This window comes from Maribellus luteus (genome assembly GCF_003576475.1).
Classification (GTDB): Bacteria; Bacteroidota; Bacteroidia; order Bacteroidales; family Prolixibacteraceae; genus Draconibacterium; species Draconibacterium luteum.
Genome location: NZ_QWGR01000014.1, coordinates 25,339 through 45,709, shown reverse-complemented (window position 1 = coordinate 45,709; position 20,371 = coordinate 25,339). Strand labels below are relative to the sequence as shown.

General features: G+C 42.8%; 19 protein-coding genes. 11 read left to right on the top strand and 8 right to left on the bottom strand.

The window, feature by feature from the left end:
• Nucleotides 1-20: 20 nt before the first annotated feature.
• From D1614_RS18680 to floA, 4 genes are read left to right on the top strand one after another with little or no spacing between them, the layout of a single operon-like run.
• The gene (locus D1614_RS18680) at nucleotides 21-1,400 is read left to right on the top strand and encodes a hypothetical protein (RefSeq protein WP_147384318.1); all 1,380 of its coding nucleotides are present in this window, start codon (nucleotides 21-23) and stop codon (nucleotides 1,398-1,400) included.
• Nucleotides 1,397-1,675, top strand: coding sequence for an ATP-dependent Clp protease adaptor ClpS (locus tag D1614_RS18675; protein WP_119439503.1), 279 nt, complete (start codon nucleotides 1,397-1,399; stop codon nucleotides 1,673-1,675). The genes D1614_RS18680 and D1614_RS18675 overlap by 4 nt, the downstream gene beginning before the upstream one ends.
• 1 nt (nucleotide 1,676) lies before the next feature.
• On the top strand, nucleotides 1,677-2,150 hold the full coding sequence (locus D1614_RS18670) for an NfeD family protein (RefSeq protein ID WP_119439502.1): 474 nt from the start codon (nucleotides 1,677-1,679) through the stop codon (nucleotides 2,148-2,150).
• Nucleotide 2,151: 1 nt separating this feature from the next.
• Nucleotides 2,152-3,132, top strand: coding sequence for a flotillin-like protein FloA (floA, locus tag D1614_RS18665; RefSeq protein ID WP_119439501.1), 981 nt, complete (start codon nucleotides 2,152-2,154; stop codon nucleotides 3,130-3,132).
• A gap of 1,039 nt (nucleotides 3,133-4,171) precedes the next feature.
• Here floA and D1614_RS18660 read toward each other — a convergent pair.
• Together D1614_RS18660 and D1614_RS18655 are read right to left on the bottom strand one after the other, a co-directional pair.
• Nucleotides 4,172-4,885: a LytR/AlgR family response regulator transcription factor gene (locus tag D1614_RS18660; protein WP_119439500.1), complete on the bottom strand. Its 714-nt coding sequence runs from the start codon at nucleotides 4,883-4,885 to the stop codon at nucleotides 4,172-4,174.
• On the bottom strand, nucleotides 4,869-5,948 hold the full coding sequence (locus D1614_RS18655) for a sensor histidine kinase (RefSeq protein ID WP_119439499.1): 1,080 nt from the start codon (nucleotides 5,946-5,948) through the stop codon (nucleotides 4,869-4,871). Before D1614_RS18655 ends, D1614_RS18660 begins: the two co-directional genes overlap by 17 nt.
• Nucleotides 5,949-6,159: 211 nt before the next feature.
• On the opposite strand from D1614_RS18655, the gene D1614_RS18650 reads away from it, so the two are divergent.
• Nucleotides 6,160-6,516: a MotA/TolQ/ExbB proton channel family protein gene (locus D1614_RS18650; RefSeq protein WP_119439498.1), complete on the top strand. Its 357-nt coding sequence runs from the start codon at nucleotides 6,160-6,162 to the stop codon at nucleotides 6,514-6,516.
• Nucleotides 6,517-6,596: 80 nt separating this feature from the next.
• Entirely contained in the window at nucleotides 6,597-7,355 is a 759-nt protein-coding gene (locus D1614_RS18645) for a DUF5995 family protein (RefSeq protein ID WP_119439497.1), read from the top strand.
• Between the two features lie 48 nt (nucleotides 7,356-7,403).
• Here D1614_RS18645 and ftcD read toward each other — a convergent pair whose 3' ends face one another.
• Together ftcD and hutI are read right to left on the bottom strand one after the other, a co-directional pair.
• Nucleotides 7,404-9,101 (bottom strand): glutamate formimidoyltransferase, encoded by a 1,698-nt coding sequence (gene ftcD / locus D1614_RS18640; protein WP_119439496.1) that lies wholly within the window; start codon nucleotides 9,099-9,101, stop codon nucleotides 7,404-7,406.
• Nucleotides 9,102-9,201: 100 nt separating this feature from the next.
• The gene (hutI, locus tag D1614_RS18635; RefSeq protein ID WP_119439495.1) at nucleotides 9,202-10,464 is read right to left on the bottom strand and encodes an imidazolonepropionase; all 1,263 of its coding nucleotides are present in this window, start codon (nucleotides 10,462-10,464) and stop codon (nucleotides 9,202-9,204) included.
• A 442-nt stretch (nucleotides 10,465-10,906) separates the two neighbouring features.
• Here hutI and D1614_RS18630 point away from each other — a divergent pair, with 442 nt between their 5' ends.
• Nucleotides 10,907-12,502 carry a YfcC family protein gene (locus tag D1614_RS18630; RefSeq protein WP_119439494.1) on the top strand — a complete coding sequence of 532 codons (1,596 nt, stop codon included), beginning with the start codon at nucleotides 10,907-10,909 and terminating at the stop codon, nucleotides 12,500-12,502.
• A 95-nt stretch (nucleotides 12,503-12,597) separates the two neighbouring features.
• Here the strand turns inward: D1614_RS18630 and fdxA are convergent, their stop codons facing one another.
• The gene (gene fdxA / locus D1614_RS18625) at nucleotides 12,598-12,768 is read right to left on the bottom strand and encodes a 4Fe-4S ferredoxin (RefSeq protein WP_119439493.1); all 171 of its coding nucleotides are present in this window, start codon (nucleotides 12,766-12,768) and stop codon (nucleotides 12,598-12,600) included.
• Between the two features lie 427 nt (nucleotides 12,769-13,195).
• On the opposite strand from fdxA, the gene D1614_RS18620 reads away from it, so the two are divergent.
• Nucleotides 13,196-13,846 carry a hypothetical protein gene (locus D1614_RS18620; RefSeq protein WP_147384317.1) on the top strand — a complete coding sequence of 217 codons (651 nt, stop codon included), beginning with the start codon at nucleotides 13,196-13,198 and terminating at the stop codon, nucleotides 13,844-13,846.
• Here the strand turns inward: D1614_RS18620 and D1614_RS18615 are convergent.
• Nucleotides 13,840-14,994 (bottom strand): glycosyltransferase family 2 protein, encoded by a 1,155-nt coding sequence (locus D1614_RS18615; RefSeq protein ID WP_162304562.1) that lies wholly within the window; start codon nucleotides 14,992-14,994, stop codon nucleotides 13,840-13,842. The genes D1614_RS18620 and D1614_RS18615 overlap by 7 nt on opposite strands.
• A 108-nt stretch (nucleotides 14,995-15,102) precedes the next feature.
• Nucleotides 15,103-15,705, bottom strand: a complete 603-nt coding sequence (locus tag D1614_RS18610) for an OmpH/Skp family outer membrane protein (protein ID WP_119439490.1) — start codon at nucleotides 15,703-15,705, stop codon at nucleotides 15,103-15,105.
• A gap of 237 nt (nucleotides 15,706-15,942) precedes the next feature.
• Here D1614_RS18610 and D1614_RS18605 point away from each other — a divergent pair, with 237 nt between their 5' ends.
• The gene (locus D1614_RS18605) at nucleotides 15,943-16,854 is read left to right on the top strand and encodes a proline dehydrogenase family protein (RefSeq protein WP_119439566.1); all 912 of its coding nucleotides are present in this window, start codon (nucleotides 15,943-15,945) and stop codon (nucleotides 16,852-16,854) included.
• Nucleotides 16,855-16,909: 55 nt separating this feature from the next.
• Here the strand turns inward: D1614_RS18605 and D1614_RS18600 are convergent, their stop codons facing one another.
• The gene (locus tag D1614_RS18600) at nucleotides 16,910-17,479 is read right to left on the bottom strand and encodes a nitroreductase family protein (RefSeq protein WP_119439565.1); all 570 of its coding nucleotides are present in this window, start codon (nucleotides 17,477-17,479) and stop codon (nucleotides 16,910-16,912) included.
• 274 nt (nucleotides 17,480-17,753) lie between these two features.
• Here D1614_RS18600 and D1614_RS18595 point away from each other — a divergent pair, with 274 nt between their 5' ends.
• On the top strand, nucleotides 17,754-18,749 hold the full coding sequence (locus D1614_RS18595) for a winged helix-turn-helix domain-containing protein (RefSeq protein WP_119439489.1): 996 nt from the start codon (nucleotides 17,754-17,756) through the stop codon (nucleotides 18,747-18,749).
• A 114-nt stretch (nucleotides 18,750-18,863) separates the two neighbouring features.
• On the top strand, nucleotides 18,864-20,348 hold the full coding sequence (locus tag D1614_RS18590) for a xylulokinase (protein WP_119439488.1): 1,485 nt from the start codon (nucleotides 18,864-18,866) through the stop codon (nucleotides 20,346-20,348).
• Nucleotides 20,349-20,371 lie beyond the last annotated feature (23 nt).

Here is a 20,371-nt window from a genome sequence, read left to right as displayed (position 1 = left end):
AATTAAAAGCCATTTCTATTATGGAATTGAGAAAAATCAACATACTTCTAACAATACATTTTGTTTTATTGTTTGCCGGATTGCCTCTTTTCGTTGAAGCACAGAAAAATCCTTTGGTGGAAGCCATCCAACGATTTGATGAAGAAAAGTATACAGAGGCTGAAACTTTGTTAAGCCCCCTGATCTTGCAGAGTCCCGACAATCTGATGATCAACTATTATTACGGTGCCTGCCGGACCGAAAACGGACATTACGGCCCCAACGAGATCAATTATTTGTTAAAAGGAAGCACAGGTGAGTCGCCATTAAAAACAGATTATTACCTGGGAATTCAATACCAGGCGATGCAGCAATGGAACAATGCCCTGACTCATTATTTAAAGTACCAGAAAACAGCCGCACAGGAAGAGCAGGCAACACTTGGTTTATCCGAAAAAATTCAGCAATGCAGGGACCAATTCAGCCCGTATGAGTTAGAAACCGAAGATATTGCACCGGTGCCAATAGCCAAAGAAGAAGCTCTGCAAGCAGAGACCGATACAATAATATACACTCCAAATACAGATTCTATTCCGACTGACTCGTTTTTGGCAGAAGAAACGGAAATTGAGGCCCCGGCAACAGTTCCCGAAAAAAAGCAAAAACAGGCGCCCATCAATTTTGATGTAAACAGCGAAATGATGTATGTGGACACCTCCAATTTTCAAACAAAGGAAGGGTTGGAGGCCTACCTCAAATGGAAACAACTAAGCCTCCAACTGGATTCGCTGACCCGTAACCTGGACGAATGGCGCCGCAAATATGCAGAAGCCAATACCTCCTCGTTGAAAAATGCTTTGGGACAAAAAATTGTTGATGCTGAAGGCAGTTTATTTGGCCTTCAGCGCGATACCCGCGAAAGTCTTCAAACCGCACAACGGGCAGAAACCGACTACTGGAACTCACAGCCAGAGCTGCAAAGAATAGATTTTATTGCCTCTTTGAAAGAGCATGCCGCCTCGTACAATCAACCACAAGTTGAAATTGCTGAAGCCCTGGATACGGCCTTGATTATTTCTACAGAAATTCTACCCACCATTGTTCCGGCAAAACAGCAGCCAGCTGGCGACCAACAAGACGAGCTGGTTTATAAAATTCAGATTGGGGCCTATAGCCGGGGGTTGCCTTCATATGTAAAAAAACAGTTTGACAAGCTATCACTTATCCGAAAAATTGACCAATACACCGATGAAAAAGGAGTAGTAGTTTACACCACCGGAAATCTCACCAATTATGAAGACGCCCAAAAAATGCAAACCCAGGTGCGTAGAGAAGGTGTAGAAGATGCCTTTGTTGTACCGTATTTTAACGGAAAAAGAATAACTTTGAGTGAAGCAAAAAAATTGGAGGCCGAACAATGACATTAAAGGAACCTAAAAATATTCCTGTTGATAAATCGAATGAAGATACACTGGAAGAAAATTCGCTGATTCTTCACAACGACGACGTTCATACCTTTGATTATGTGATTGATGCGTTGATCGACATTTGTGAACACGAAATTGAACAGGCAACACAATGTACTTACCTGGTTCATTACAAGGGGAAATGTGATGTTAAGAAAGGCAGCTTCTCTGAACTAAAGCCAATGAAAGACGCACTAATTGGACGAGAACTAAATGCAACCATAGACTGATATGTCAATTTTTGCCATTATACTATTAATATTACTGGGACTGGTTTTATTACTGATCGAGTTCGCAGTAATTCCCGGAGTAACCATTGCCGGGATCGGAGGTTTTTTACTGTTGATCGCCAGCGTTTATATTGCCTTTACCGACCTGGGAACAGGAGCCGGATTTATTACGCTTGCCATTGTACTGCTACTTGCCCCGTCGATGGTTTACTACTTTTTTAAATCGAGAACAGGGAAAAAGATGATTCTCGAAAAAAATATCGACGGCAAAGTTGACCTGATCAATGCCGAGAAAATAAAAACCGGAGACACCGGCAAGACCATTGGGCGGCTGGCCCCTTCCGGAAAAGTAAGGGTAAACGGTGAAGTGGTGGAGGCACAATCCACCGGATCATTCATCGATCATAACATTCCGGTTAAAGTATTAAAGATCGTTTCCAATAAAATTATTGTTGAACCTATAAATAAAAAATAAAATGATTGAAGAAGCAGCAGGCACGTGGGGACTGATTGTTGGAGTAATAGTATTACTGTTCATCGTCCTTTATTTTATACCAATCGGACTTTGGTTTTCGGCACTGGTATCGGGAGTACGAATTTCGCTCATCCAGCTTTTTCTGATGCGTTTTCGGAAAGTACCTCCCGGAGTTATTGTTCGGGCACTTATTGAGGGCACAAAAGCCGACGTAACACTGAGTCGTGACGCGCTGGAGGCGCATTACCTGGCAGGTGGACACGTGGCCAGAGTTGTTCATGCTCTTGTTTCAGCTGCAAAAGCAAATATTGAACTTTCTTTTAACATGGCTACCGCTATCGACCTTGCGGGTCGTGATGTTTTTGAGGCGGTTCAAATGTCGGTAAATCCGAAAGTGATTAACACGCCTCCGGTTACGGCCGTTTCTAAAGATGGTATACAGTTAATAGCAAAAGCGCGTGTAACAGTCCGCGCCAACATCCGGCAACTGGTGGGTGGTGCTGGAGAAGAAACTGTTCTGGCCCGTGTTGGAGAAGGAATTGTTTCATCCATCGGCTCTTCGCACTCTCACAAAGCTGTGCTTGAAAATCCTGATTTTATTTCGAGAGTAGTATTGGAAAAAGGCCTTGACGCCGGAACAGCCTTTGAGATTCTCTCAATTGACATTGCCGACATTGATATTGGTAAAAATATCGGAGCAGTTCTCCAAATGGATCAGGCAGAAGCAGACAAAAACATTGCACAGGCCAAAGCCGAAGAACGTCGTGCAATGGCCATTGCCCTGGAACAGGAAATGATTGCCAAAGCACAGGAAGCGCGTGCGAAGGTTATTGAGGCTGAAGTACAGGTGCCACTGGCAATCGCAGAAGCATTCAGAACCGGAAACCTCGGCGTGATGGATTACATGAAGTACAAAAACATCATGGCTGATACTTCCATGCGCGATTCAATAGCCGGAGAAGGCGGCAAAAGCAAAGAATAGAAAAACTATTGTACAAAATACCAAAAGCCTTGTATACTATATACAGGGCTTTTTTATGCCTTACATCTTCAATGTTAATTTACTGATATAAAAACATTCAATTTGACACTTTTTAACACGCCTGACATCAGGACTAATGTTATGCAACATATCTTTGCACCATAAGTTTTAGTTCATAGGTTTAGGTTTGATTAGTTTTATTGGTTTAGTTAGTGAAAAGGATGGGTATTGACCCGTCCTTTTTTAATGACCTCACCAATCATTCAATCCGCTACAGAATTTTCACCATCAACATCAATATTTTCCCCTAATTTCCGAAATAGACTACCTCAAAAGGTCATAGATAAACTATATGTTATAAAACATGTTTTTTAACATTCGCTTAACCTCCTTCTGCAATTTTCGCTTTACATTTGCCTCAGTTTTAGTTCATAAGTTTAGGTTTGATTAGTTTTATTGGTTTAGTTAGATGAAAGGATGGGTGTTGACTCATCCTTTTTTAATTTCTTCACCAATCATTCATTCCGCATCCGAATTTCCCCCGGCATCATATCTCATTTACTCCTAATTTCAGAAATAGAGTTCGTCAAAGGGCCATAGATAAACTATATGTTATAAAACATGTTTTTTAACATTGGCTTAACCTCCATCTGCAATTTTCGCTTTACATTTGCTTCAGTTTTAGTTCATAAGTTTAGGTTTGATTAGTTTTATTGGTTTAGTTAGATGAAAGGATGGGTGTTGACCCGTCCTTTTTTTGTTTTACAAAGCTTCGCACCTTCAGCTAATTCATTTCCCGGCAACCAACTCCTCTTTCATTGTCAAAGACAAAATCCACACAATAGACGGAACTTAATGCCCATAGATAAATCATATGTTATAGAGCATGTTTTTTAACATTGGGGTAACCTTACTTTCCAAAACTCGCCTTACCTTTGTGTCATAGTTTTAGTTCATAAGTTTAGGTTTGATTAGTTTTATTGGTTTAGTTAGATGAAAGGATGGGTGTTGACCCGTCCTTTTTTATTTTCAAAACATTCTAGAGCTCTAACTTCCTCAACACCTGCTCCCTGTAGCTTCTGCTAATGGGCAATTGCCTCTTCCCTATTTCGATGTATTCGGTAGTAAACGACTCAATATTTTTTATGCCAACAATGTACGACCGGTGAATACGCAGAAAATCATTTTGTGGCAGTTTTGATTCGATATTGGAAATGGTTTCGCGGGTAAGCACATTTCTCTCTTGTAAGTGAATTTTTATATAATCGGCAATGCTTTCGATAAAACGAATATCCGAAAAATTAATCCGAACCATCTTCCGCTCTGACCGCACAAAGAAGAATTCGGTATCTTCCGTTTCCGGCGCAATTGCGTCACTGCTTTTTACCGGCACATTTTCCTGCATATATTTTTGCACTCCCTTCAAAAAGCGCTCAAAAGAAATGGGCTTTAGCAAATAATCTACTGCCTGCAAATCAAACCCGTCAACCGCATACTCACGATAAGCGGTGGTAAAAATCACTTTTACATTGCTGTTAATCGATCGTGCAAGCGACAGCCCCGACATTTCGGGCATATTAATATCCAGGAAAATTAAATCGACAGGTTGACTGCTTATTATCTGAAAAGCACCGATGGCACTTTTACACGAGCCCACCAACTCAAAGCTTTCGAGTTTAGCCAGATGGTTTTCCAGAATTTCGCGAGCTACCGGCTCATCGTCCACCACCAAACATTTAATTCGCTTTTCCATTTTTTGTCATTTCCAGGTTCTCAATGGATAACTCGACCCAATACCAGTTGTTTTCCATCTTGTTATTCAGCTTATATCGATTATGATAATTGAGCTCCAGCCTTTTTCGGATATTTTCCAAGCCGATTCCTGATTTTTCCTTCCCGTTTTTTTCACCGAGCCAGGTATTTCCTATCTTGAAATGCAACGTGTTTTGATCCAACCAGATATCCACGTCAATGTTTAAAAATCCATCAACCAGGTTACCGTGCTTGAACGCATTTTCAACAAAAGGCATCAGCAACATAGGTGCAACCTGTATTTTATCGCTGATTTCGCCGCTGCTAAATTCCACCTTCAATGTATCCTTAAACCGTATCTTCTCCAGCTCAATATATTCTTTAATATGCTGAACCTCTTGACTTAGCTCCACCAACGGCTTGTTAACCTGGTACAAAATGTAGTCGAGAAGATTGGAAAGCTTTAGGATAATTTCAGGCGTCTGCACCGACTGCTTTAACGCAAAACCATAAATGGTATTTAGAGTATTAAATAAAAAGTGCGGGTGAATCTGCATTTTCAGGTATTGCAATTCCTGGTCTTTCATTTGCAGCTGCGTTTCCAGTATTTTATTCTGAAGTTCGCGGTTTTGAGCGGCAGTTTTAAAATTGTAATTCAGCAAAGTAAAAAAGCCAACCGCTCCCGAAACCATGTAAACCAGTATAAGAATAAACAGGAAATTCTTACTCATGGGCGGCATCACGGTAGTATTAAAACTCAGTAAAAAAATAAGACAGCCGTACAATACAAGCACAATGATATACGAGGAAACCACAACGGTATAAAAGCTGTAAAGTGCAAACAATACGTACTTCTTTACCAGCAGATATTTTGGAATCAGGTAATTCACCACAAAGTAGGTAACCGCGATTGTTACGGGCAGCAAGCAACTTGAAAACCAGATGATGTAGCGCTGATCGTTCGAATTATAACTAAAAAAGTAATAAAAGAAGAACCACACTCCGATCCAGAAAAGCAGGTGCAAAAAAATGGTCTTAATCTTCGGTTTTTTGAGCGCGATCATAAAACAATATTACTGAAAATCTGCTGATTCCCTTTCATTTATCGATGGAATGCCGATTTACCCCTATTTTTGACATAATCTCAGTACAAAATTCCGTTTATACCTTTAAATTTGTTAGAAAGCGTATGGTTCGGGGTATCTATCGCAATAAAAATAACGGCATGCAGGCATTTCTTAGATTTGAATCAGTATCAATCAAAAACTAAAAACAATGAAAAGTATTATTGGAAAATTTATTGATGGAGGCCCTGTATTTACCGTGACCATTTTCGCATGTCTAATCATTATTCTTGCCTTGTTCACCGTAGCCCTCCTCAAAAAAGAAAGCCGCCCAAAGCTCATGGATTTGATGAAACACATTGGCTGGTTTGCCGTAGCCTGGGGATTTATGGGAAGAACTTTTGGACTGATCCATGCCTTTGACGCCGTTGAAGCACATGGTGAACTGACACCAAGCCTGCTTGCCCACGGTCTGAAAATGGCATTGGTCGATCCGCTGATGGGAATATTCGTATTTATAGTTGCCCGGCTGGCCATTATTGCGTTAGTGGCGGTACGAAAGAACTAAAATGCACCTACTCTCCGGGACTAATGATCGGTCAACACTTTGGGGACTAAACTGTTTATCTGTAAAATAACTTTTCAAACATGAACAGAAAGCCCGTTAACTCGATCGACGACGTAATTGAAATTCTTGATTCGATCATTCAGGAATCCATAAAAGATGAAGACACACTGGGGTATTTTGCTGCGCTTTACCAAAGGGTTACAATTGAAGTAAAGGAAGGCATTAAAGCCAATCGTTTTGACGATGGCCCCAGAATGGAAAAACTTGATGTGATTTTTGCTAAACGCTACATAGATGCCTACTACGACTGGCACAAAGGCCGGCCCGTATCGTTATCGTGGGAAAAAGCTTTTCAGCAGGCAGAAAATAAACAGTTACTGGTTATTCAGCATCTTTTGCTTGGAATGAATGCACATATCAACCTCGACCTGGGAGTTGCGGCTGTCGAAGTTTCGGACGCCGGTTCGATCGGTTCACTTGAAAATGATTTTAAGCAGATCAATGAAATACTATCGTCGCTGGTCAATGAGGTCCAGGAAAACCTTTCTTCCATCTGGCCTTTTCTGCGAAAAATACTTTCGCTTTCAGGCAAGGTCGACAATTACGTAGTGGATTTTAGTATGAAAGTAGCCCGCGACGGAGCCTGGAAATTTGCGACCGAATTGGTAAAGTACAAACAATCTGACCGGCCGGAGCAGTTATCGATTCGTGATCAGAAAGTTGCCAGGATCGAACAAATCGTGACCAGGCCCGGAAAATGGATTCAGTTTATAATCTGGATCATTCGACTGACCGAAAAAGGAACAGTGGCTGAGAAAACAGAAAAACTAACGCGGTAACCCGACATTCCGGGCCACCGCGTTTTTCTTATTTCAACTATATCTCTACTAAGATTCTATTTTTTCATAAACCACCGCGAGAATTTCTGACTCTTTTTGCTTGGCCGACTGCAACAAACCATTAGCAAAGGCAAGTTTTTCATCCAAAAACGCCTTATCACCAAATCCAGCCGCATTGATCTTTACATTCAGGTAAGCTCCTTCAACAGCGGTTCGCGCACACAACGCACCAACACCTGCATCCGACACCGAGTTTGGATTCCCAAAATCAGCCATGGCTTTCATTACTTCCAATGAATCGTGCGCCAGTTGCATAACCTTTAGCGGAACTTCAATGGCATTTTTTGTCGCATTCTGAATGGCCTGTTTTCTTTCAGCCTTCTCCTGTTCTGTCGATTTGGTCAAGCCAAAAGCCGCCATTATTTGGTTGAAAGCATCGGTATCCTCGTCCACACAACGGAGCAAGGCCGAATGGTACAGCTTTCCTTTTTCTGCCCACTCCGAAAATTCTTCCCAACGATCGTCCCAACCACGTTTGTGCGCCGAAAGGTTGGCCACCATTGCACCAAGTGCAGCTCCCAAAGCACCCACATAAGCCGAAATAGAACCACCTCCGGGCGCCGGAGATTCTGAAGCCGTTTCGTCTTTGAACTGCGTCAGTGTCAAATCGATCAGTTTACGAGCTGCTTTGTCTTCGATAACGTATTCTATTATTTTCTTTTTAGGATCAAAAGGACCTAGCTCGTCCAGCCCCAGCGACTTCACGGCAATCTTTATGATCTCCTCATCGGAGATGCCGGTGGAGCGCTGTTGTTTACGCAGAAAATATTTCCCGGCATCGAGCATTGCCTGCAATGGAATCAATCCCACCAATTCGGAACCGGTTGCCCTGAGTCCACGCTCGCGCGCCCTTTCTGATACCTCATCAAAAGCAACATGCACCGGCGTCACCGAAATATCGGTAAGATTTATCGAGATTTGAGCGATGCCGTATTCTTCAATATACCATCCAATTGCGCGTGTCTTCTTCAAACTTCCGGGGATTCTTACTGGTTCCCCGCTTTCGTCGGTTACAATTTTTCCTGTCACCGGGTCGCCTTCACGCATTACGCGCCCCGCTTCGCGAATATCAAAAGCGATCGCATTGGCTCTTCGGGTAGATGTGGTGTTTAAATTAACATTGTAAGCCACCAGGAAATTACGCGCTCCAATGGCCGTTGCCCCACTTCCCTTTACCCCCTCATTCCATGCATCGGGGCCAAAATCGGGTTTCCACTCGACCGTGGAAATTCGGTCTTTCAAACCTTCGTACTCGCCCGACCGGCAGTTGGCCAAACTTCTGCGTTTCTCTTTATAGGCAGCAAACTCGTAACAAAAAACAGGAATACCGAGCTCAGTTCCTACTCTTTCAGCCAATTGGCGGGCATAAACCACGGTTTCTTCCATGGTAACATTTGCCACCGGAACCAGCGGGCAAACATCAGTGGCACCAAAGCGCGGATGCTCTCCCTTGTGTTTGCTCATATCAATTACTTCAGCGGCCTTTTTAATTCCTCTGAAAGCTGCTTCAATCACGTCTTCCGGCTCACCCACAAAAGTCACCACTGTACGATTGGTAGCTTTTCCCGGGTCAACATCCAGCAAACTAATGCCGGCAACACTTTCAATGGCATTGGTAATTTCTTTGATTATGCTCATATCGCGGCCTTCCGAAAAGTTAGGCACGCACTCAATAATTTTCTTCATACTACAGGTTTTTCAATCGTGAAATTATGTCACACAGGTTTTCAATTTCATCCTTTTGAAAGGCGAATTTAGAACAAGGGGATGGCAAAGGGAATGATTTTTAACAGCGTTCGAAAGTCTGAACTTCACCATTCAAAATAACTGTTTCCACCAAACTGGAGCCATAATAATACGGAATGTACTCAATACCCGGAATCTCGGAAGTAATAAACAGGTTGGCTACCTTTCCGCGGGCAATGCTGCCGTACGAATCGCTAATACCCATTGCGTAGGCTGTATTGAGCGTAGTTGCGTTGATCACTTCCTCCGGAAGCATTTTGTAGTTGATACATCCCATGGCGGCAATGAGGCTCATGTTACCACTGGGCGAAGAGCCCGGGTTAAAATCCGAAGCCAGCGCAATGGGCAAACCGGCTTCTATCATTTCGCGTACCGGAGAAAGCTTCATACCCAGAAAAAAAGCAGCTCCGGGTAATACAGTTGGCATGGTTTCGCTGTTTTGCAGTGCTGCAATCTCGTTTTCTTCAATAAATTCAAGATGATCGACCGACAATGCTCCGTATTTAACCCCTACCTGAACGCCACCGGTTAAGCCGAGTTCGTTGGCATGAATTTTTGGTTTCAATCCATATTTTAACCCGGCCATCAGTATCCGTTCGGTATCTTCTACCGTAAAAAAGCCTTTATCACAAAACACATCTATAAAATCAGCCAGTTCTTCGGCTGCCACCTGCGGAATCATTTCGTTAATGATCACATCAACATATTTCGAAGGATTGCTTTTATACTCGGCGGGAATGGCGTGGGCTCCCAAAAACGTAGCCCGCACACAAATTGGCGCAGTTTCTTTTATCCAGCGAATAACCCGCAGCATCTTCAGTTCATCTTCCGTATTTAAACCGTATCCGCTTTTGATCTCCACTGCCCCGGTTCCCATTTTCATGATTTCGATGATCCGGTGCATAGCGTCGTTGAACAACTCTTCTTCCGATGCTTCGTGCAAGCGTTTGGCCGAATTAAGAATTCCACCGCCGCGACGTGCAATCTCTTCATACGAAAGTCCTTTAATCCGATCCACAAATTCCTTTTCGCGTGCCGACGGATAAACCAGATGCGTGTGCGAATCGCAATAAGCGGGATATACCAGACGGTTGGAGCAATCGATCTCAATCAGCAAGTCATCATCGCAATAAACATCCTTCAATTGATCCATCCGCCCAAACTCTTCAATAATCTCATCACGGATAATTACAAAAGCATTTTTGATGGTGTTAACCTTGCTCATTTCTTTACCGGCCCGGTACGACACCGGATCCTCTTCCACCTGAACAAGTTCTTTTATATTTTCCAGTAATAACTTCATACACTCAAATGTTTATTTTTCAATTCATTGTTTCAAGCCGGAGAGTTTCTCGTTTCTCTTTCTTCTGCAACTCTCCGCTCACCTTTTCAATAATTAGTCCCGAACAACACAATCCATCCGTCAGTTTATAGATACCCGACTTTTGGCTTTTGCAAGATCAAGATCACATTTCCTCTCTAATTCGAATTAAATTTGTGACTTATTTTAATAATAAGGTACAAAAATGCTCCGATAAATCAAGCTTTAAGCCGGATAAATTCAAATGACGATTGTCATTCTACTTAACGTAATAATTAATACTATTGACGAAACTCCGGAGCGATTCCAATCAGTCAGTCGGTGGAATGAAATAACAAACTTTCTGGGAATGTTGGCTATTGAAAAGAATGTGTCGAAATGATTCCGCTAAGAATTGCTATTTTCGGAACCAAAACTTGCAGCTATGCTTAGAAAAGTACCTCATACTTATGTTATCATTTTTGTTTTGATTGTTTTCAGCGCCCTGTTAACCTGGATGATTCCGGGGGGTGAATTTGTTCGGGAAACCGTGACTGTAAATGGCGTAGAAAGAAGTGTTATCAATCCCGACTCGTTTCATTACATTGAAAGCAACCGGCAAAGCTGGCAGATTTTTTCGGCTTTTTTTGATGGCTTTGTGAATACGGCCCCTATCATCGCTTTTATCCTGATGATTGGTGGAGCTTTTTGGATCCTGAACGAAAGTAAATCGATTGATATTGGTATTTACAGTTTTCTGCAATTTTCCAAAAAATGGGAAAGATCGCGTGTACTGCGCAAACTGGGGGTTAACAACATTATCCTGACCGGAATTATGCTGATGTTCAGCCTGTTTGGAGCAGTGTTTGGCATGAGCGAAGAAACCATCGCCTTTACCATTATTTTTGTGCCATTGGCCATTACCATGGGGTACGATTCCATTGTGGGTGTTTCGCTCTGTTTTGTGGCGGCCGCCCTTGGTTTTGCGGGTGCTTTTCTAAATCCATTCACGGTGGGAATTGCACAGGGATTGTCTGATCTTCCGCTTTTTTCCGGAATTGAATACCGGATTGTGATGTGGGTATTGATCAATGCTGCCGGATTTGCCTATATTTTATGGTATGCAGCGCGTATCAAAAAACACCCTGAAAAATCGCTGGTGCATGACGACGACCAACACTGGCGCCACCGAAACAGCGAAAACAATATCCGGATCGATTACAATGTTCCGCGAACTGCCTGGTATTCTTTTCTCTTTCTGACAGTAGTTTTACTGGCCTTTTCCTACTCGCAACCCATCACCGATCTGAACATCGGAAACCATGTATTTCGTTTTCCGGCAGTCCCCGTTGCCACTGCCCTGTTTATTCTGTTCGGAATATTATCACTTCGAAAGTCGGTTCATTTCTATATTCTCAACCTGCTTCTGTTTACGGTTGTTTTCCTGATAATCGGCGTGATGGGCTATCAGTGGTACGTAATGGAAATAGCCACTCTTTTTCTTGCCCTGGGAGTTTTTTCGGGAATTGCGGCAGGCAACACTGCCAACCAAATTACCCAATCGTTTATTGCAGGGGCGAAAGACATTTTATCTGCCGCAATGGTAGTGGGGCTGGCCGGAGGAATTATTGTGGTTCTGGAAGATGGAAAAATCATTGACACCATTCTTTACGGAGTTTCCAAAACCATGCAGGACATGGGTAAAGTTGGCTCGGTTACGGCCATGTACCTGATTCAAACCTTTTTGAACATATTCATACCCAGTGGATCAGGGAAAGCTGCACTTACCATGCCTATGATGTCGCAATTTTCCGATTTAATAGGGATTTCACGACAGGCAACAGTGGTTGCATTTCAACTCGGCGACGGTTTTACCAACATGATTACACCTACTTCGGGCGTGTTAATCGGGGTGCTCGGAATTGCCCGGATACCCTATGAAAAATGGGTACGATGGGTGGCACCGCTGATTGTCATTCTTTCGGTACTGGGCTTTCTGCTTTTGTTACCTACTGTTCTTCTTCCACTAAACGGCTTCTGAAGAAATTTCTGCCAGATTTGGTGAAAGAAGTCCACAAAAAAAGCCCGTCAGTCTTATGACTAACGAGCTTTTTGAATTTCTTTATGTTGTCCGGCTTATTCGTCGATTGAAATTGCTTCTACCGGGCAAACTTCTGCGCATGAACCACAATCAGTGCAAAGTTCCGCATCAATGGTGTAGATATCACCTTCTGAGATCGCGTCAACCGGGCACTCATCAATACAAGTTCCGCATGCAATACATTCATCTGAAATTTTGTATGCCATAACAATGAAGTTTTTAATTAAACATTAACGTTGCAGCAAATGTACAAAGTTTGCCAAAAAAACAAACCACATCCCTCATTTTATTCCCCTGATTTATCAAAATACGCCACAAAATACTGTATACCAACCAGTAACACTTAGAACACCTATTAAGATTCAATTAATTTTTATAACAATATAATTTATTATGGAATAGCTGTAACGACCGAAACCAGTGCAAAAACGTTCAATGAAAACAATGATTGGTCAAACACCAGAAGTATCCCCTCTTTAATCCGGAAACGATAACTTATTTTACCTAAAGTTGCCGCAGATTTAACCGTCACATTTTTTTAGGATTTGCGAAAAGGCTCATTAAAAGGAATGATTATTGCTACATCCGGAATCCGTATTCAAACAAACTTATGTAAGAAACAGAAACAAACGCATGAAAAAGATCACCGCCATATTACTGGCTTTCACATTGTTTACACTAAGCTGTAAAAGCCCCAAAACAATCATTGAGGTTGCCCCCACAAAGCCACCTGTTGTAAGCCCGGCCATTACATACAGCTATTCTGCCGACCAAATCAGATACGGGAAAAACAATTTCAGGAGAGGATGGGCCAATAAAAACGACGTACAGCTTCTATATATTAGTGTAATGAACAACTCGGAAGAACCTGTTCACGGGAGCCAGCTGGGCTTTTACTCTGAAGGGAACAAACTGGAAATAGTCAATAATAAACTTGCAGCCGAAAAATTAAAAACCCGGCGATTCCCCAAAGCAGCCTATATAATTCCGGTGTTTATTGTTTTTTATGTGGCTTACGAAGGCCTTCTTTCAGCCCTTGATGTAGACGATGATCTGGACGGTGACGGATTCAGCGACTATCCGGAATTTCAACAGAAAGAAAAACAAAAGGACCCAACTGAAAAGATGAACTTTTTACAAAAGAAATTGTACGTTTTTAACATTGCCGCAGAGATTATCTATCCTCAGGAAAAAATTGAAGGATTTGTCGCATTTAAGTCAAAATCACCCATTAACGAGTTAACAATTAAACTGGAAAACACCGACTACAAGGTGGTTCAATGACCAAACAGGCGGTTCAACTTTGCGCATTGTTCTTCCAAACCAGCTTTGGAATAAAAGGCGGCATGAACAAAATTCAGGTATTTCAGGATTCTGAACGCGTTAAACTTCTGAAAGAAACGTTTTTTAAACACACCGGCAGAAGCACAATTGGCGTTCAACTCGGCTATGTCTTTAAAAAAATCATCCTGGACAAGAAATGCAGCCACCGGCTCCGACAATTCGTCGGCTATCTTCTCAAAACCCGCTTTATTTGCCAGATAGAAATCGGCTGTGCGATCGAAGAAGGCTTTTAAATCAACAAAAGCATCGAAATTATACGTTTGGGTGAGGTCTTCTTCTCCGGCCATCCACTTTTGCAAAACAGGCCCGGTCCCAAAAGGAACCCGGTCTGACAAACGCGCCGAAGGATGCACCGTAGTTGTAGGTATCTCCCCTACTTCTCCAATCTGAACCAGGTTTTGCAAAAAGTAAAAATCCTCGCCAGCCTGCCGTCGGTTCATCCCGCCCCTTTTTACATAAGCTTGTGCAGTAACGGCAAACGCCGACCCGACTGTAAACATCGAATGCGGATACCCTGCAAAATCGAGGGCCCGTTTGTAATAAGCGAGGTACTGTTCGTAAAGCTCTATCCCGCGCCGGTGTTCTTGTTCAAGCTTCCCGGTTTGATGGCGAAATGCAATGGTAGCCCCAACATGGCTCTTGTTGATCTTGAAATGCGCAGCAACTTCAACCAGGTAATTGGGCTCCACCAAAGTGTCGGCATCCAGCGAAACAATGATACCTTCTTTCCGCGCAATGGTATTAAACCTAAGAACGGCTTCATCCATTCCCTTTTTCCGCGCCAGTCCGGCACCGGCCCATTTTTTTCGAAGCTCTACCGGCCCAACGGCAAAAAAGCTTATGCCTTTCTGCTCTTTTCTGCTGATCCAGTCATCCAGTTCCTCTTTGGTTTTCAGGTTAAATGATTTGGTTTCCTCCTCAGCTGTTTCTGAATGATTGATCAAAACAATGACCTCAACCGCACACCCGGGCAAAGTGCATTTGGAAAGCGACTCAAGCGTTTCCTGAATGGCCGGTTCGCGCAAACACGGAATTACAACGATAATTCCGGTGCTTTCATCCGGCGCCTGCGAAAGCAGCGCTTTCACTTGGTTTTTGATTATGTATTGATCAGCAAACACAGTGTTACAAAACTAAAATAAAAGGCAAAAAAAATCCGGGCATTACCCGGATTTAATTTATCAGTTTGTTTCTTTTTATTGCTCTTTTGTAGCCTTGTATTCTTCGTTCATTGCTGCCAGCACTTCTGAGGTCAGGTTATGCGCCTCAGGCCCGATCAACACTTCTGCCGAGTTGAAAATGAAATCATACTTCGCAGTTTCGTTGTAGCGCTTCAGGTAATCCATCAGGTTATCCAGAATTTTTTGGTTATTGCCTTGCTGAATTTCCATTAACTTGGCAGATAATTCCTGATCAAGTTTTACAATTTCCTGCTCTTTTCCCACTAAACGATCGCGTTCCTGCACCGCACGCTGCTCGGTAAGAAAACCACCACGCTGCAGTTTTTCCTGGAATGCCGCGGCTTCTTTTTCAAAAGTCTGACGTTTGGTTCCGTATTCGCTGGTATAAGCTTCTTGTTTTTTAGTAAACTCATCGTGCATATCCTGCGCCATTTCATAATTCAAAATAATTGAATCGGCTTTAACATAGGCAATTTTCAATCCGCCAACAGAATCTCCCCCCTGACTTCTGACAGGACTGGTTTTTCCATCAGTATTACCACCGGTAAAATGCAGAACATACAAAACGGCAACTGCCACAAATAATACTACACTGACAACAATTGATGATCCTTTCATTACAATATTACTTTAAATTCAAACAAGTAGGTTTTATCATTTTATATAGACCGGACAAAGATAATTTTTTAGTTGAAATGCAATGTCCCTATCCTATTTTTTTAATGCCATTCCAATTATCCTTTCTCCAAAACCTGCATTAAATCATAATTCCCGAATGATAAACATCATTGAATTAAAGTTGGTCCCAATCGTATTTTTAGCATGGCAAAAAAAGTTATCATTCTAAAAACCGAAATGTTGAACAAGATAATCTCAAATATTTTACCGTACATGCCTAAAAAACTGGTGTGGGTATTTTCGAAACGGTATATTGCGGGCGAAACGCTGGAAGATGGATTATTGGCATCCAAATTACTCAATGCAAAGAACATAGAAGTCACCATTGACATTTTGGGCGAGTTCATTAGTACGCTCGAAGAGGCCGAACAAAACCGCAACGAATATATGGAAGTAATTGAGCGGTTTACTGCCGATAAAATACGGGGCAACTTTTCGGTAAAACCCACCATGTTTGGCTTGCTGATCGATAAAGAGGCTTGCTATAACTACATGCGTGACATTGTAAAAATGGCGGCTTCAAAAAATTCCTTTGTCAGGATCGACATGGAAGACTCGCAGTGTGTCGACATGGAAATCGACATTTTCAGAAGGCTGCGCACCGAATTCCCCGCCAATGTGGGGCTGGTTGTTCAGGCCTACCTGAGACGCACCAAAAGCGATCTGGAAGCACTGAATGATCTGAACACAGCGGCACATCCGATCAGTTTCCGTCTTTGCAAGGGAATTTACATTGAACCGGAAAGTGTTGCGTACAAAGGATATCAGGAGATTCGCGACCACTACCTGGACGATCTCAGGTACATGTTTGAAAACAAGATGTACGCAGGAATTGCCACCCACGACAAATACCTGGTGGAAGAAGCTCAGAAAATGATCCGGGAAATGAATATCCCGAAGAATATGTATGAATTCCAGATGTTGTACGGTGTAACACCCGAGCTCCGTCAAAGCATTGTCGACGAAGGTCACCTTATGCGGGTTTATGTTCCGTACGGCCAAAAATGGTTTAATTATTCCACCCGCCGGCTAAAGGAAAATCCAAAAATGGCACAACACATCATCAAAGCCCTTTTTGTAAGGGGATAATATTTTTAAAAGTTAAACTCTTAAAAGGATGGTTCAAAGCCATCCTTTTTTGTTGCTATTTCTTTAGAATGAGCACTTCGTTTAGCGGCCTTTTCGGGACATGATGAATGTCTTTTTCATCGCGCCAGTATTTAATATCATCCTGCGCGGTATCAATCACCACCTCTTCGGCAGGCTTCCCAAGCGCCAGCACCCACAGCAATTCAAGATGTGCCGGTAATTCCAGCAACCGAGATACCTTGCTTTTATTAACCGATCCCACAATACAGCCACCAAAACCGTCTTCTACCGCGGCCAAAAGAATGCTTTGCATCGCAATGCCATCGTCGCAATAATGATTTTCGGAGATCAACCGGTCTTTCAAAACCACTACATAAGCTACCGGACGTTCGGGTTCAGCAGGCCCTTTCCAGTCGCTCAAATAACCGGCCCATCCCAAAAACGGGAAAATCTTTCCACATAGCTTTTCATCGGTAACAATGGCATATTTCAAAGGCTGCATATTTCGCCCGCTGGCGGTTAAACGGGCCAGATCGATCCAGCTTTCAATTTGTTCGGGGCGTAATTTTATTTCGGATTTGAACCTGCGGTAGCTGCGGTTCTTTTCAATGAGGTCGCGAAGCATGGTTTTATTTTTGAGAATCAAATTTAGAAGAAAAAAGGATAAAAGTGAAGCGTAAAAAGAATTGCTGACCAAACTTAACCACTAAGAAAAAAACACTACACCCTATCCTTTTCAAAATAAACGCCCCACGCATTTGCTTATTATCGGCACATCATTAATAAATGTTAAAACTTGGTCCGTATTTAAATCTACTCCGCCACAATTACAGTACATTTATTCCTCTTTTACGCAACAGAACAGAACAACACTGACTTGACAAGCCTGAGTTTGCACTATGAACAAATTTAAGATCTCAATCGAGGAAAATTCCAACGTACTCAAGTTCCAGCAATTGGTGGATTCCATCATCGACGCCATCAGCCAAAACCAGTTAAAAGAAGGAGAAATGCTTCCTTCGGTCAACCAGCTTATAAAGGAGTCGCAACTATCACGCGATACAGTGTTTAAAGCCTATGCCGAACTAAAAAGACGCGGCGTTGTAGAGTCGGTGCCCAACCGCGGGTATTTTGTTACCCGGAAAATCACCAAAGTCTTTCTTTTTCTCGACACTTTCAAAGCTTACAAAGAGGTGTTGTATCACTCGTTTCTGAAACACCTGAACAAAAATGTAAGTGTCGACTTGCAGTTCCATCATTACAACATTGGTTTGTTCGAGAAAATTATTGATGAAAGTTTGGGCAAATACAGCAAGTACATCATCATGAATTTTGACCACCCGAAAGTAAACGAGATCATTCGAAAAATTCCGGCTGAACAGCTCTTGATTATCGACTGGAACATACAATCCGCAGAGAACAGCAACACCGTGCGACAGGATTTTGGACAAGCTGTTTACGATTGCTTTGCTGATAACCTGGAGTCCATCAGAAAGTACAAGAAATTTATTTTTTACTATCCTCCATTTACCTATCACCCGAAAGATGCAATCGAGTATTTCAATAAGTTCTGCACCGATTTCAAGATCAAACACGAAGTTATCTATCAGCCCGAAGATTTCGTAATTAAAAAGGACTGCCTGTACTTTTTGGTCAGTGACCGGACTTTGGCTAACCTACTCGACCAATGCTCCGAGAAAGGTTTTGAACCCGGCAACCAGGTGGGTGTAATTTCATACAACGAAACCCCCATGAAGAAGTATGTAAAAAACGGCATTACCGTTATTTCCACCGGTTTTGAGTTAATGGGACAAAAAGCAGCCGAATTTGTAAGCTCCAATAAGCCGATGAATTTCACGGTTCCAACTACACTGAAAATCCGCTCTTCACTTTAAAGTGTTTTAAAACACTTCTTCCCCGCTTTGAAAGCCAGATAATAGAACTTATTTTTACACACATAACAGAACAGAACAGATTGAACTAAATATAACGACAAAACAACCAAGACCATGTACTTATTAGGATTCGATATCGGGAGTTCATCCGTAAAGGTTTCACTCATCGAAGGAGAAAAAGGCAACCTGGCTGCCAGCGCTTTTTACCCAAAAGAAGAAATGAAGATTACCGCCCTAAAAGCAGGCTGGGCAGAACAGGATCCCGAACTTTGGTGGGAAAATCTGAAACTGGCTTTAGCCGAAGTATTGTCTGTTTCGAGGGTATCTCCTGCCGATATTGAGTCCATTGGCATTTCGTACCAGATGCACGGACTGGTAATGGTGGATAAAAACCGGGAGGTGATCCGTCCGTCCATTATTTGGTGCGACAGCCGGGCGGCGGCGTACGGCGACAAAGCATTTTCTGAAATCGGGGAACAATGCTGCCTCACTCACTTGCTGAATTCACCCGGAAATTTTACTGCTTCGAAACTAAAATGGGTAAAGGAAAACGAGCCACACTTGTTTGAGAGAGTTCATAAAATAATGTTGCCGGGCGATTACATTGCCATGAAATTAAGCGGGCAGGTTCAAACCACCGTAAGCGGCCTTTCCGAGGGAATTATGTGGGATTTTTCAGAAAATTCACTCGCTGAATTACTGTTAAACAATTATGGCTTTTCGTCCGATATCATCCCCGAAATTGTTCCCACATTTGCCGTTTCGGGTCAGCTTTCTGAAAAAGCAGCAAAAGAACTGGGCCTCTCCCCCACTACAAAAATAAGTTACCGGGCCGGTGATCAGCCCAACAATGCGCTTTCGCTCAACGTGCTCAACCCCGGCGAAATTGCCGCAACGGCAGGAACTTCGGGGGTAGTTTACGGAGTAAGCAGCGAAATAAAATACGACCCCTTGTCGAGAGTAAATACCTTTGCGCACGTTAACCACCAAGCCAGCCATCCCCGCCTGGGGGTTTTACTATGCATTAACGGCACCGGCATCCTGAATGCCTGGCTAAAAAGAATGACAGGCGAAAACCTATCTTATGAACAAATGAATGGAATGGCTGCCGCAATTCCGGCCGGAGCTGAAGGCCTAAGCATTTTACCCTTTGGAAACGGTGCAGAACGTGTGTTGAGCAATAAAGACATTGGCTCGGTGTTTTCTGGCCTGAATTTCAATATTCACCACAAAGGACATCTTTTAAGAGCCGCCCAGGAAGGGATCGTTTTCTCGTTTAAATACGGAATGGAAATTATGGAGAACATCGGAATCCGCGCATCTGTTATCCGTGCCGGAAAAGCCAATATGTTTTTGAGCCCGCTTTTCAGGGACACACTGGCCGGGGTTTCGGAAGCCACCATCGAGTTGTACAACACCGACGGATCGGTTGGCGCTGCGCGCGGAGCAGGCGTTGGCTCGGGCTATTACCGGTCGTTCGAAGAAGCATTTGCCAACCTGAAACGCCTGGAAGTTATTGAACCTGATCCTTCGAAAACGGCTCAATACAATGAAGCTTATGAAAACTGGAAAGCAGTTCTGACCAGGGAAATCAATTGATCATTCACAATAAAAAAATACAA